Genomic DNA, 14,296 nt, shown 5'->3' with positions numbered 1-14,296 from the left:
TGATCCCATCCCGAACTCAGCAGTGAAACGATGCATCGCCGATGGTAGTGTGGGGTTTCCCCATGTGAGAGTAGGTCATCGTCAAGATTAAATTCCGAAACCCCAATTGCGAAAGCAGTTGGGGTTTTGTTTTGCCTGCGAGAAAGTGCTCATCGGCTGCACCAACGGCCGACCGTCGTTTTGGCCGTCAAGGACAACCACTTGGGAAATTACCCCTAAAGTGGCCGCGCAGTTTTTGGTATGGTGCAGCTCGTTTTTTAATGGACTGATGTCACGCGCAGGGAATGGCGTTTAACCCGGTCAAAGAGTTGCTGCAGAAATGCCCGAACCGATCCCGATCAAGGACCATGAAACAGAAACGCGTCTGGTCAACAAGCGGTTGTTGGCCTGCGCGCTGTTCGTGGTTGCCATCACCTGTGCACTGGTTGTGCGCTTGTACGTCCTGCAAGTGGTCGAGTTTGACTATCACTCGACGATCTCCGAAAACAACAGGGTGCATGTCCTGCCCATTACCCCGACTCGCGGCCTGATCTATGACCGCAACGGCGTACTGCTGGCCGATAATCGGCCAAGCTACAACCTGATCATCACCCGTGAACGCGCGACTGATGTGAAAGGCGAGCTGGACTCGGTGGTCAATCTGTTGCATTTGCCTGCTGAAGATCGCGCGCTGTTTGATAAGGCGATGAAGCAGGCGCGCCACCCCTTTGTTCCGGTTACCTTGTTTTACGAACTGACCGAAGAGCAGATTGCGACACTGGCGGTGAACGAGTTCCGCCTGCCAGGAATCGACGTTGAGCCGCAGTTCGTGCGCAACTACCCGCTGGGTGCGCATTTCGCCCACTCCATCGGATACGTTGGGCGTATCAACGAGAAAGAATCCAAGGCACTGGATACTGTCGAGTACCGCGGTACCCAGTCGATCGGCAAGACCGGCATCGAAAAATTCTACGAGTCCGAGCTGCATGGCCATGTCGGCTATGAAGAGGTTGAAACCAACGCTCAGGGGCGGGTGCTGCGAGTGCTCAAGCACACTGATCCGATCCCTGGAAAAAACATCGTGCTCAGCCTCGATGTAAAGCTTCAGGAAGCGGCAGAAGAGGCGCTGGGTGACCGTCGCGGTTCAGTGGTTGCTCTCGATCCGGCCACCGGTGAAGTGCTGGCAATGGTCAGCAAACCGAGCTTCGACCCGAACCTGTTCGTCACCGGCATCAGCTTCAAGGAATACGCGGCGCTGCATGACTCCATTGACCGCCCACTGTTCAACCGGGTCTTGCGCGGGTTATATGCGCCGGGCTCGACGATCAAGCCGGAAGTGGCGATTGCCGGGCTCGACACTGGTGTGGTCACGGCGTCCACCAGGGTCTTCGATCCGGGTTACTACCAACTGCCAGACTTCGACCATAAATACCGTAACTGGAATCACAGCGGCGACGGTTGGGTCGACATGGACGCAGCGATCATGCGTTCCAACGACACCTATTTTTACGACCTGGCGCACAAACTCGGCATCGATCGTCTGCACGATTACATGGCGATGTTCGGCCTTGGCGAAAAAGTCTCGCTGGACATGTTTGAAGAGTCCCCCGGGCTGATGCCGTCCCAGGCATGGAAGCGCGCTACTCGCCGTCAGCCGTGGTTCCCGGGTGAAACGGTGATCCTCGGGATTGGTCAGGGTTATATGCAAGTGACACCGTTACAACTGGCTCAGGCGACCGCACTGATCGCCAACAAAGGGGTGTGGAACCGACCGCATTTGGCCAAGACGATCGACGGCGTAGCGCCGGTGGATGAGCATCCGATGCCGAACATCCTGCTGAAGAATCCGCACGATTGGGAGCAGGTCAACCACGGCATGCAGATGGTTATGCACGATCCCCGCGGTATCGCCCGTGCGGCAGCCGTGGGGGCGCAATACCGGATTGCAGGCAAGAGCGGCACCGCACAAGTGGTGGCAATCAAACAGGGCGAGCGTTACGACCGTTTGAAGACCCGCGAGCGTAACCGCGACAACGCCTTGTTCGTCGGCTTCGCCCCGGCCGAACATCCGCAGATCGTGATCTCGGTGATGATCGAGAACGGTGAGGCCGGCGGTCGTGTTGCCGGCCCTGTGGTGCGGCAGATCATGGATGCATGGCTGCTGGACAAGGACGGCCATCTGAAGCCGCAATACGCGAGCCCGAGCAAACCACCCAGCGATCCTCACGTTTGAGGCGCTGAAAGCTACAGCACCTGCTCATGCCTGTTGAGCAGGTGCTGGAAGCTTTCCAGGAACACTGTTTCGGCCTGAGTCATTTTCTGCTCGCGATTCCAGAGCAACCGAATATCCAGATCCACCACACCCTCCTCAGGCGGCAAACGCCACAGCAACCCCTGCTCGACATCTCGCTGCACCAGGTGAACGGGCAAACAGCCGATCCCAAACCCTGCGCAGATCAATCGATGTATCTCTTCGAAGCTGGTCGATGATGCGACGATCTTGCCGGTAAAACCCTGCTGGTCGCGAAACAGCGTCAGCGGCGAAAGATTGCCACCCAACTGGTCACTGGTGAAGCTGACGAAGTGCTCAGTGGCGAGTTGTTCCAGCCTCAGATTCGTCTGCCCGTACAATCGGTGGCGTTGGCCGCAGAAGTAGCCATAACGCTCGCGAAACAGCACCCGTTGCTCCAGCCGTGGTTGCGGCAGCCGGGATAAGCCGACACCGACGGTCGCAGTCTTTTGCAGCAGGGCACTGATGATGTTGGAACTGCCCATCACCTCGACTTCCAGTTCGACATTCGGATGACTCTCGTGGAAGTCCGCCAGGAACTTATCGTAGTGCGGGGACTGGATACCGCTGATGGTCAGGATCCGCACCTTGCCCACCACGTCATCACGAGGACTCTCGATCACTGGCCCCAAACGCGAAATATCACCATAGACATCGACCGCGATACGCAGCACTTCTTCGCCGGTTTCGGTGAGGTCGAAACGCCGGCCGCTGCGGACAATCAGCACACAGTCGAGTTGCTCTTCGAGACGCTTGAGGGCCTGGCTCACCGCCGATTGTGTGATGTGCAGGCGCGCAGCCGCGCGGCTCATGCTGCCTTCCTGGGCGATCACCAGATAGGTGCGCAACAGGTTCCAGTCGAGCCGGTCATTGAGAAAGCGTCGACTGGATTGGGAGGGGGGTGAGGGCATAAGGATTCCTGCTATTAGTTCGGCTAATAGTTAGGTTAAGAATTTGAAAATTGACTAATCCTAGCCCGGCCGCGATAAAGCTCACAAGCACACCGTGCTGTTGATACCCGGCGTCTGCGCTTTGCCCGTCCAAGGGCAGCCCGCTCGCCATCACACACAAAAAGAGGTGATTTGGTGAATAAGCCCGAGCACATGAACACCATTGAATGGCAGGCCCGCTGCGAGTTGGCGGCCCTGTATCGGTTGGTCGCGCACTTTCGCATGACCGACCTGATCGACACCCACATCACATTACGGATCCCTGGACCCGAACATCACTTCCTGATCAATCGCTACGGGGTGATCTTTGATCGCATGCGCGCCTCGGATCTGGTGCGCATCGATCAGCAGGGCCGAATTGTCGATCCGGCGTATGCGGATCATCGGGTCAACACGGCGGGCTTCGTGATCCATTCAGCCATCCACATGGCGCGCTCCGATCTGAACTGCGTGATCCACACCCACACGGCGGCGGGCATGGCGGTGGCTGCGCAGAAGCGAGGCCTGCTACCGATCACTCAACACGCGCTGAAGTTCTACGGCAAGCTGGCTTATCACACCTATGAAGGTATCGCTTTGTCGCTGGATGAGCGCGAGCGGTTGATTGCCGATCTGGGACCGCACAAAGCGATGATCCTGCGCAATCATGGGCTGTTGGTGGGCGGCGCCAGTGTGGCTCACGCGTTCCAGGAAATTTACTTTCTGGAGCGTGCCTGTCAGGCGCAGGTACAGGCGTTGGCGGGCGGGTGTGAGCTGAATTTTCCGTCGCCGGAGGTTTGTGTCCACACGGCTGCACAGTTCGAACAGGACGATGCCGAAAACATCATCGAGCTGGCCTGGTCTGCAGCATTGACCCTGATCGAATCGCAACGCGAGTCCTATTGCTCTTGAACACCGAGTCAGGCGCTCTACGGCACTTGCCAGTCTCTTGACGTTAACGTAAAGATAAGCGCTGGCGCCGAATTCCCCTGGCGCAGGTTTTGTGTGAGGGAAGGGCTGTCCGATGTATCGGGCAAACTTCCCTTTACTGCCACCTGAACCGGGTAGATATTTCCCCATGGCATGCATGCTTCGTCGCATGTCGGGAAGTGACCCGGCCAGAGACTGGGCGGACCGATCCGGAGCGCTTGATGACTCTTATAAAAACAATAACGCCACAACTGCAACATGAAGCCCGGCTGGCCCGGGAGAAACTTCACCTTGAAGGCGAAGTCCCGAACGGGGTGTTGCGCGCTGAAATCGATGCCTCATGGCGGCGCAGCCTGAGCCATGGCGTGCACTTCAATGGCAAGCATGAGTTGGCGCTGGAATCGAGCGCGAGCCTCGAGGTGTTGCTGGCGAGCAATCGCTTGCTGATCGACGCCGCGATGCCGGCCATCGATTACCTGGCCGCGCGTCAGGGCAAGGAAGGGCTGATCATCCTCGCCAACTCCGAGGCGACCATTCTCGCGGTCGAAGGCCGCGCCGATCGCCTCAAGGGTAGCGGCCTGCAAGACATCACCCTGGGTGCCTGCTGGAGCGAAGCGGTACGTGGCACCAATGCCCTCGGCACTGCGCTGGTGGAAGCCCGGCCGACGCTGATCGACTGCGGTGAACATTACCTCGATCGTCTCAGTGATTTTTCCTGCAGTTCGGTGCCGATTCACTGCCCTCAAGGCGACATCCTTGGCGTGCTCGATCTGACCCGCGAAGGTCCGTTGGGCCGGGCGCATGACAGCACCGCGTTGTTGTCGATGGCGGTCAGTCAGATTGAAAGCCGGGTGTTCAACGCAAGTTTTCCCGAACAGATCGTGCTGGCCTTTCATAGTCGTCGGCAGTACCTCGAATCGCCCTGGCAAGGGTTGCTGGCGGTGAGCCTCGGCGGCCAGATTCTGGCGGTCAGTGCCCAGGCCTGCCAGTTGCTCAATGCCGAGCGTTCAGCCTTGGTTGGCCACCGCTGCGAAGAGTTTCTCGGGGTCGATGGCCTGCAACTGCTGGCGCGTTTGCAACAAGGCGGGATCGGCAGTCTGCAAACCGCCAAAGGCGAATTTTTCTACAAAACCCTGCGTGCGCCGCAGCGTTCGATCAATGTCACCAGCACACCGCGCAGTGTCGCCAAAAATCCAAAACCTCAACCCGATCTCGAATCCCTGGCCGGTAGCAATGCGCGGTATGCGCGTGCGTTACGGATGGCCCGGCAAGGCCTGGCCAATGAGCTGCCGGTGTTGCTGCTGGGGGAAACCGGCACCGGCAAGGAAGTCATCGCCCGGGCACTGCACATGGCCGGCAGCCGTTGCGACAAACCCTTCGTCGCGGTCAATTGTGCGGCGATTCCCGAAGGCCTGATCGAGTCGGAACTGTTCGGCTACCGCGAAGGCGCGTTCACCGGCTCGCGGCGCGGTGGGATGATCGGCCGTTTGCAACAGGCTCATGGCGGCACGTTGTTCCTCGATGAAATCGGCGATATGCCGCTGGCACTGCAAGCACGCCTGTTGCGGGTGTTGCAGGACCGCAAGGTCGCACCGCTGGGCGCCGGTGAAGAGCAAGGCATTGACGTGGCGCTGATCTGTGCGACTCACCGCGATCTCAAGCGTCTGGTCGAGGAAAGACATTTTCGCGAAGACCTGTTCTACCGGGTCAATGGCATCAGTGTGATGCTGCCGGCCCTGCGCGAGCGCGATGACTTCAGTGAGTTGGTGAACCGTCTGCTCGGCAAACTGGACGCCCCGACGGTCACGCTCAAGGGCGACCTGAGCATCCTGCTCGCGGGTTACCACTGGCCAGGCAACATCCGCCAGCTGGAGATGGTACTGCGTACCGCTCTGGCGATGCGCGAACCCGGTGAAACCGTGCTGAGCCTGGAGCATTTGCCCGACAGCATGCTCGACGAGTTGAATGCCTGCGAGCGTTCGACCTCCGGCAGTATCCGCGAGAACGAACTGGAGCTGATCCGCCAGTCCCTCGACAATCATCACGGCAACGTTTCGGCAACGGCCGATGCGCTGGGCATCAGTCGAGCGACGCTGTATCGCAAGCTCAAACAGTTGCGCAACTGATGCGTCGCTTGATTGTCAGGCTGGTCGACAGTCACAACCCCCAGGCACTGGATGCCGCATTACAGTGGCTGTACGGCTTCGTGCGCCCGCATCGGTTGGCGATTGCCGGGTTGCTCGGGTTGTCGGTGTGCGCCTCGTTGCTGGTGCTGGTGCAGCCCTGGCTGACCAAGTTGCTGATCGACGATGGGCTGTTGGCGCATAACTTTTCCATGCTGGTGCTGATCGCCGGGTTGATGATCGTCGCCGGATTGCTTGGCACGGCGTTGTCGGGGATCAATCGCTACCTGCACACACGGTTGTCGGGGCGGATTCTGTTTGCCCTGCGCGACGACCTTTATCGGCATTTGCAGACCTTGTCGCCGGGCTTCTACGGGCAACGGCGGATCGGCGACCTGATGTCGCGCCTCGACGGTGATGTGGCGGAGATCCAGCGCTTTGCCGTCGACTCGCTGTTCTCGGCGGTTTCCAGCGTCATCGGTCTGGTCTGCGCGGTGGCGATGTTGCTGACCTTGTCGTGGAAACTCTCGCTGCTGGCGTTGGTGTTGATCCCGCTGGACGTGCTCTGGCTGCGCTGGATGCGGCGCAAGGTCGAGCGTGATGTGCGGCAGTTGCGTGAGCGTTCGGCGGACATGTCCTCGTTCATGGTCGAAACCTTGCCAGTGATGAAATTCATCCAGTCGGCCGGCCAGCAACAGCGCGAGGCACGACGACTCGAAACATTGGGGCAGGGCTACATGAGCCAGTTACTGCGCCTGCAAGTCACCGAGTTTTTCACCCAGGCGGTACCCGGCACACTGACTTCGTTGTCGCGGGCCTGTGCGTTTTTGATTGGTGGTTACTGGGTGGTGCAGGGCACGTGGCAGCTCGGCGCGTTGATCGCGTTTTCGACCTATCTGGGGATGGCGGTCGGGCCGGTGCAGAGTTTGCTCGGGTTGTATGTGGCGATTCAACGGATGACCGTCAGCCTCGGTCGGGTGATGGAGCTGCGCGGTGAACAGCCGAGCGTCGTCACACCGGTCGCGCCGCAGCCAATGCCAAGCTCTGGTGAGCTGTGTTTTGAGGCGGTGCATTTCAGCCATCCCGGGCGGCCGACGACGTTACGCGGCATCGAAGCGCGTATTCCCTACGGTTTGAAAGTCGCCCTGAGTGGCGGCTCCGGGGTTGGCAAGTCAACGCTGATCGACCTGCTGCAACGGCATCACGACCCGCAGTCCGGTCGGGTGCTGCTGGACGGGATCGACCTGCGCGAGCTTGCGCTGTTCGAGTTGCGTCGGCGGATCGCCGTGGTCAGCCAGGACATCGTACTGTTTCGCGGCAGCCTGGCGGATAACCTCGCCTATGCGGTGCCGGACGCCAGTCGTGAGGCAGTGGCCGAAGTGGCGCGGCTGGCGCAGCTCGACAGTCTGATCGCGTCCCTGCCCGAAGGCCTCGACAGTCCGTTGGGCGAACGTGGTCAGCAGTTGTCCGGCGGGCAGAAACAGCGGATTGCCATCGCCCGTGCGCTGTTGCAGGATCCGCTGATTCTGGTGCTGGATGAAGCCACCTCGGCGGTCGATGAGGCCACTGAGCGGGAAGTTATCGAGGCCATCGATCGACTGTTTGCCGGACGTACACGAATCCTGATCAGCCATCGTCCCTCGACCCTGGCCGATGCTGATCTGCGCTTTGAATTGTTCGACGGCGTGCTGACGCAAGTTAAGGTGCTGCATGAAGCTTGAGCTAAGGATTGGCGTGGTCGACAGCGGACATTCCGTGGCACAACGCGGACAAGTGAGCGCCGGGCGACGGTTTTACCTGGTCGAGGACGGAATCGCGGATGACGAACTGCGTGACGATCCACTCGGCCACGGCAGTGCGGTTGTCGAGGCAATCAGCCGGCGCGCAGCCTCGGCACAGTTTTGCGTAGCGCAAGTGTTCGACCAGCGCGGGGTCACCAGCGCCTTGCAGATTGCCACGGCGATCGATTGGCTGGTGACGCAGGACGTACGAGTGATCAACCTCAGCCTGGGCTTGCGTCAGGACCGCAGTCTGCTGCGTGAAGCCTGTTCGGCGGCCTTGGCCCGTGGTGTTTTGCTGTGTGCGTCGAGCCCGGCGCAAGGCGAGGGCGTGTACCCGGCGGGTTACCCACAGGTGTTGCGGGTGACCGGCGATGCCCGTTGCGGCGAACACGAATGGTCGTGGCTCAACAGCCAGCAGGCCGACTTTGCTGCCTGTGTTCAGGGCATGTACCCAGGGCAATCCGGTGCCAGTCTCGGTTGCGCGGCGTTGACCGGGCATATCGCCAATTTCCTTGCCGGGCACCTCGATGCGAGCAATGCGCAGGTCCTTGAATGGCTACGAGACAACGCCCGTTATCGCGGACCTGAGCGGCGAGTCTGGCAATGAGCGCCATTCTGATTCTCGGCGCCGGGCCCGCGGGTGCGGCGGTGGCGTTGGGGCTGCGCCGGCTGGGTTATGCGGTGACGCTGGTCAGCGACTGGCGGCGATTTGCGGCGCTTGAAGGCGTTTCGCAACGGGTGCTCGAAGCCCTGCGCGGTGCAGGATTGAATCAGGCACTGGCGCAGGCTGCGTTGCCGTCGCAGCGGCAGGTGTCGTGGAACGGCCAGCAGCATGCGCAAAACATCGAGTTTCTGTTGGATCGGCCGAGCTTTGATCGCGGTCTGCGTGAGGATTTGCGCCTGGCCGGTGTCGAGGTGATCGAAGGCCGGGTGCTGGCGGTTCACTCCCAGGCGTCGGGCCATCGGGTTGAGGTCGAAGGTCATGCTGAGCTGAACAGCGAGTTTCTGGTGGAGGCCCGTGGGCGTCAGGCGCCAGCGCTTGGTAAAGGACAACGCGGGCCGGAGACAGTCAGCCTGCTCAACCGTTGGCAGGGCGCGTCAGGCAGTACCGCCAGCGCCGTGGAAAGTTTGCAGGACGGTTGGGCCTGGATGGCGCGACGGGCCGACGGTCAATGCTATTGGCAGTTGACCGTTGACGTGGCCAGCGCCGGGTTGCCGGGCAAAGCGCAGTTGCTCGACTACTGTCGCCAGCGCCGCCAGGACTCACCGTTGGCTGTCGAGTTTTTTGCGGGCCAGGCTGAAACCGACCTGCAATTGCATGCGCGCAGCAGCACGGCGATTCTCAATCCGCAGGTGTGCGGCGATAACTGGATTCGCGTTGGCGATGCGGCCATGGCGGTCGATCCGCTGTCGGGCAATGGCATCTTTCAATCCCTGTCCTCAGCCTTGCAGGCGCCGGTGGTGATCAACACCTTGCTGGCTAAACCTGAGCGCGCGGCATTGGCCCAGCGCTTCCATCAACAACGTGTCGAGCAACTGTTCTTGCGCTTTGCGCGCATTGGTCGAGACTTTTATGCCGACGAGCTGCGCTGGCCGGAGCAACCGTTCTGGCGTGCGCGTCGGCAGTGGCCGGACACGGAGCCTGCTCATGCACCCGCCGACTTTGCGTCCCTGAGCATTGAGCGGGCACCAGTACTGCGCGACGGGTTTGTCGACGAGGCCGAGGTGGTGATCACGGCGGATCAGCCGTTGGGGATCTGGCATGTGCAAGGGGTGGAGGTGGCGCCGTTGTTGCGGCGGTTGCGAACCCAGCCGGCTGACCAGGCGCTGCAAGGTTTGACGGTGGAGCAGGGGCGGGTGGTCAGGAGTTGGTTGCTGGTGCAGGGATTTAAACCCTGACAGTTGAGGTGATCGATATGGCGCCATCGCGAGCAAGCTCGCTCCCACAGGGATCTGGTGAACGCTGGAGATCCAATGTGGGAGCGAGCTTGCTCGCGATGGCGGTCTAGAGAACGCCAGTAATCACAGCTTGATCAACACCGACTTCAACTCGGTGTAATGCTCGATCGCCGCATACCCCATCTCCCGGCCCACGCCGGACATCTTGTAGCCACCAAACGGCAACGCCGGGTCGAGGGCGCTGTGGCAGTTGACCCAGACCGAGCCGGACTTGATCCGTGGAATCATCCGGTGCACGGCCGCCAGGTCGTTGGACCAGATACTCGCCCCCAAGCCATACGGACTGTCATTGGCCATGCGCAATGCATCGGCTTCGTCATCGAACGGAATCGCCACCAGCACCGGGCCGAAGATCTCTTCCTGAACCAGCGAATGCTTTTGATCGACGTCGACAATCACCGTCGGTTTGACGAAGAACCCGGGGCCGAATTGCTCACCGCCACAGGCAATGGTCGCGCCGCTTTCACGGCCCATTTCAATGTAGTTGTACACCCGCTCTTGCTGGCGCGCCGAGATCAGCGGGCCCATGTCAATGCTCGGGTCCAGGCCATTGCCGAGCTTCATCGCGTTGGCGATGCAGGCAATGTCGGCCACCACATTGTCGAAATGTTTGCGCTGCACATAGAGCCGCGAACCTGCGCAGCAAACCTGGCCCTGGTTGAAGAAGATCGCGCTGGCCGCCCCGGCAGCGGCACTGCTTAGGTCGGCGTCGGCCATGACGATGGTCGGCGATTTACCGCCCAGTTCCAGGGTGACCCGGGTCATGGAGTCCATGGCAATCTTGCCGATCTGCTTGCCGACGGCGGTGGAGCCGGTGAAGGTCAGTTTGTCCACTAACGGGTTGTGGGTCAGCGCCGAACCTGCGGTGATGCCGGTGCCGGTGACCACGTTGAATACTCCGCTCGGGTAGCCGGCCTCCAGCACCAGCTCGGCGAGTTTCAACGCAGTCAGTGGCGTTTCATCCGCCGGTTTCAGCACCACGGTGCACCCGGTCGCCAGGGCCGGGCCGAGCTTCCAGCAGGCCAGCAGCAGCGGGAAATTCCAGGCGACGATGGCGCCGACCACACCCACCGCTTCACGGCGGATAAAACTGTGGAACTGATCATCGGGCATCAATGGCAGCGAGACTTCGACGCTGGAGCCTTCGATCTTGGTCGCCCAACCGGCCATGTAGCGCAGGAAGTCGATCGACAACTGCACGTCCATGACCTGCGCCACGGCCGCGCTTTTGCCGTTGTTCAGGCATTCCAGTTGCGCGAGCAGTTCAGCGTCGCGTTCCATCAGGTCCGCGAGTTTCCACAGCAGGTTTTGCCGCTCCCTAGGTCGGGTGCGGGTCCAGGCCGAATCATCGAACGCATGACGTGCGGCGAGCACGGCGCGATCAACATCGTCCGGCGTAGCCTTCGGGACAACGCACAGCACTTCGCCGGTTGCCGGGTTGTGCAAGGGCATGGTCTGGCCGTCGGCGGCCTCGACCCACTCGGCGCCGATCAGCATGCGCGGGGCGCGCTGGATGAACGCCGAAACGGCAGGAAGCAGATAAGGGAGTGGCATGGTATGACCTCGTCTTGTTCGTGTGACGAGGTCTTTCGCAACGGTTGTGCCAGTTTGTCGAAGGGCTCTATTTAGCGGGGTTCAGTGCCAAAAGCAGCTGACAGGAGAGCGCGGCGCTGTCGCAAACTGAGACGCTGTTGAGACAGCTATAGCCGTTAACGGCTCAACATACGGTCGATCACCGCCCACAGCAGCGGATCATCAAAGTCCTCGATCACCAGATGCGCCCCCGCCGCCAGCAGCGTCTCGCGGCGTTGGCTGGTCACCAGGCCGACGGTGAAAATCCCGGCGTTCACTGCCGCCGTCAGGCCGGGGATCGAGTCTTCGAATGCCAGGGTCACCTCGGCGCTGGCGTGCAAACGTTCGAGGCCGGTGAGGTAGGGCAGGGGATCGGGTTTGGCGCGGGGCAGTTCCTCGGCGACCACGATATGTTCGAAACGCTCACGCAGGCCCAGTGCTTGCAGCATGTGATCGGCGTTGGCCCGTGGCGCGTTGGTCACCACGGCGATGCCGATGTCTTGAGCCTTGGCGAAATCCAGTAACCGCACCAGCCCGGCAATCGGTGTCAGTTGTGGCGACAGTTCACGGAAGCGCACTTCCTTGCGTTCGGCAAACGCTTCGCGCTCGGCCACCGAGCGGTCCGGGAACAGGTAGCGGCACATGTTGGCGTTGGCTTGACCGCTGACGTGGGCTTCGAACTCGGCTTTGCTGAAGACCCGGCCATCCTCCTCCAGCAATAGCTGTTGCAGCGCCAGCAGATGGAGCGCATCGGTGTCGGTCAGGGTGCCGTCGAGGTCGAAGAGCAAAGCATTGAGCATGGCGCAGTTCCCGTAGCTGAAGCGGTTAAGCGGATAGCTGGCCATCGTATACGCAGGGCGTCATCTATGCTCGTCTCAGAGTGCAACAGTTGTCGCGATATTAGACGCCGCTGACCTTTTTCAGTGGTGATGAAAATCCATTATTTCTCTATAAATATTTGATTTTAAAGACTATCAATAAGCTGGCACGCTCCGTGTATTGCTCCTTCGCAGACGTTTCTCCTGCCTCCGTCAGTGACCGGCTCGCCGACGGCAGAGACCCTGAAAACGATCATTCAAAAAATAAGAAAGCACCGTGCGAGGTTCGACGTTGATGAAGAGAAAACTCCGATCAGGCATGAGCGCCAGTCTGCTGGCGCTTGCCGCGTGTGCCGCCCTGCATGCTCCGCAAAGCATGGCTGCGCGTGAAGCCCAAAGCATTCTCAAGGAAACCTGTCAGGGCTGTCATACCCCTGAAGCCGGCAATGCCTTGAGCCGAATCAGCCACCAGCGCAAAACGCCCGAAGGCTGGCTGATGAGCATCGCCCGGATGCAGACCATGCATGGTTTGCAGATCAGTGATGAGGACCGTCGCACCTTGGTCAAATACCTCGCCGATACCCAGGGCCTGGCACCGAGCGAAACCGATGGCGTGCGCTATGCGCTGGAGCGTCGACTCAACACCGTCGAGCATTTCGACGACCAGACCAGTCAGATGTGTGGCCGCTGCCACTCCGGCGCGCGGATCGCCCTGCAACGACGACCGGCCCAGGAGTGGGAACGTCTGGTGAACTTCCACCTCGGCCAATGGCCGTCTCTGGAATATCAGGCGCTGGCCCGCGACCGTGACTGGTTCGACATTGCCCGCAAAGACATGGTGCCGCTGTTGGCCAAGCGCTATCCGCTGGACAACCCGGCCTGGAAAAGCTGGCAGAAAACCGCACCGAAAGCCGAAGCGCTGGAGGGGGAGTGGAGCTTCAGCGGCCACTTGCCGGGCAAGGGTGAACTGGCCGGCGTGATGAGCGTCAGCGCCTCGGGCGCCGACCAGTTCAAGGTCACGGTCAAAGGCCAGTACGCCGATGGCAGCCCGTTCAATGGCGACGGCAGCGCAATCCTCTACAGCGGGTATGAATGGCGCGGCAACGTGACCATCGACGGCGTGGTCATGCGCCAGGTGTTTGCGGCCAAGGGCACTGAGCTGCAAGGCCGGATGTTCGAAGCCGAGCACGATGAACGCGGTCTCGACTTTATCGCCGCCAAACAAGGCTCCAGCCGTTTGCTGGCGGTGCAGCCGGGTTACCTGAAGGCCGGCAGCGAAACTGAAGTCACCCTGATCGGTAGCGGCCTGCAAGGTACGCCGAACTTCGGCAGCGGCGTGCAAGTGGCGCAAGTGCTGGAGCAAAGTCCAGAGCGCATCAAGGTCAGGCTCAAAGCCGCCGCCGATGCCAAGCCAGGTGCGCGCGAGGTCACGATTGGCAACTTGAAAGGCGCGACGCTGGCGGTCTACAGCCAGATTGCCGAGGTCAAGGTGGTGCCGGAATTCTCGGTGGCGCGGATCGGTGAGGGCGGCGGCTCGACGCCGAAAGTCCAGGGCCGTTTTGACGCCGAAGCCTGGGGCAAAGGTGCCGATGGCAAGCCGTATCGCATCGGTGTGTTCCCGGCGCAATGGAAGGTCGAAGCCTTTGACGACCGTGCCAAGGAAGACCAGGACGTCAAGTTCGCCGGTACCATGCAGGCCGACAGCGGCGTGTTCACCCCGGGCGATGCCGGGCCGAACCCGGCGCGCAAGATGTCCACCAACAACGCCGGCAACCTCAAGGTGATCGCCGCCGTCGACGACGCAGGGAAATCCCTGACCGGCGAGGGCCACATGATCGTCACCGTGCAACGCTGGAACAACCCACCCATTCCCTGATTTGAAAACGTGAGCTGGCTGACGTAACGGTTTCAGACA

10 protein-coding genes and 1 rRNA gene are annotated in these 14,296 nt (G+C 60.8%); 8 read left to right on the top strand and 3 right to left on the bottom strand.

Annotated elements, in window-relative coordinates; all coding sequences use genetic code 11:
- A 5S ribosomal RNA gene (gene rrf / locus AC1DIG_RS05510) occupies positions 1-87 on the top strand; the annotation flags it as partial.
- Positions 88-319: 232 nt separating this feature from the next.
- Complete coding sequence (gene mrdA, locus AC1DIG_RS05505; RefSeq protein WP_477766465.1) at positions 320-2,212, top strand: penicillin-binding protein 2; 1,893 nt, start codon at positions 320-322, stop codon at positions 2,210-2,212.
- Between the two features lie 11 nt (positions 2,213-2,223).
- Here mrdA and AC1DIG_RS05500 read toward each other — a convergent pair whose 3' ends face one another.
- Positions 2,224-3,180 carry a LysR family transcriptional regulator gene (locus AC1DIG_RS05500; RefSeq protein ID WP_477766464.1) on the bottom strand — a complete coding sequence of 319 codons (957 nt, stop codon included), beginning with the start codon at positions 3,178-3,180 and terminating at the stop codon, positions 2,224-2,226.
- A 174-nt stretch (positions 3,181-3,354) separates the two neighbouring features.
- On the opposite strand from AC1DIG_RS05500, the gene AC1DIG_RS05495 reads away from it, so the two are divergent.
- From AC1DIG_RS05495 to qhpG, 5 genes are all read left to right on the top strand, one after another.
- Positions 3,355-4,110, top strand: coding sequence for a class II aldolase/adducin family protein (locus AC1DIG_RS05495; protein ID WP_477766463.1), 756 nt, complete (start codon positions 3,355-3,357; stop codon positions 4,108-4,110).
- A gap of 239 nt (positions 4,111-4,349) precedes the next feature.
- Positions 4,350-6,254 (top strand): sigma-54-dependent Fis family transcriptional regulator, encoded by a 1,905-nt coding sequence (locus tag AC1DIG_RS05490; RefSeq protein ID WP_477766462.1) that lies wholly within the window; start codon positions 4,350-4,352, stop codon positions 6,252-6,254.
- Positions 6,254-7,972 carry an ABC transporter ATP-binding protein gene (locus AC1DIG_RS05485; RefSeq protein WP_477766461.1) on the top strand — a complete coding sequence of 573 codons (1,719 nt, stop codon included), beginning with the start codon at positions 6,254-6,256 and terminating at the stop codon, positions 7,970-7,972. The genes AC1DIG_RS05490 and AC1DIG_RS05485 overlap by 1 nt, the downstream gene beginning before the upstream one ends.
- Complete coding sequence (gene qhpE, locus AC1DIG_RS05480; protein ID WP_477766460.1) at positions 7,962-8,639, top strand: subtilisin-like serine protease QhpE; 678 nt, start codon at positions 7,962-7,964, stop codon at positions 8,637-8,639. The genes AC1DIG_RS05485 and qhpE overlap by 11 nt, the downstream gene beginning before the upstream one ends.
- Positions 8,636-9,931, top strand: coding sequence for a flavin-dependent monooxygenase QhpG (qhpG, locus tag AC1DIG_RS05475; RefSeq protein ID WP_477766459.1), 1,296 nt, complete (start codon positions 8,636-8,638; stop codon positions 9,929-9,931). The genes qhpE and qhpG overlap by 4 nt, the downstream gene beginning before the upstream one ends.
- A gap of 123 nt (positions 9,932-10,054) precedes the next feature.
- On the opposite strand, the gene AC1DIG_RS05470 is transcribed toward qhpG, so the two are convergent.
- Both AC1DIG_RS05470 and AC1DIG_RS05465 read right to left on the bottom strand, forming a co-directional pair.
- Positions 10,055-11,545 (bottom strand): aldehyde dehydrogenase family protein, encoded by a 1,491-nt coding sequence (locus tag AC1DIG_RS05470; protein WP_477766458.1) that lies wholly within the window; start codon positions 11,543-11,545, stop codon positions 10,055-10,057.
- A gap of 155 nt (positions 11,546-11,700) precedes the next feature.
- Complete coding sequence (locus tag AC1DIG_RS05465) at positions 11,701-12,363, bottom strand: HAD family hydrolase (protein ID WP_477766457.1); 663 nt, start codon at positions 12,361-12,363, stop codon at positions 11,701-11,703.
- 313 nt (positions 12,364-12,676) lie between these two features.
- Here AC1DIG_RS05465 and peaA point away from each other — a divergent pair, with 313 nt between their 5' ends.
- A complete protein-coding gene (gene peaA / locus AC1DIG_RS05460) occupies positions 12,677-14,257 on the top strand; it encodes a quinohemoprotein amine dehydrogenase subunit alpha (RefSeq protein ID WP_477766456.1) in 1,581 nt (526 codons plus the stop codon).
- Positions 14,258-14,296: the final 39 nt, after the last annotated feature.

The sequence above is a fragment of the Pseudomonas sp. 05N431 genome (assembly GCF_056397005.1).
The sequence above is the reverse complement of the archived record's forward strand: the minus strand, read 5'-3'. Positions and strand labels throughout refer to the sequence as shown.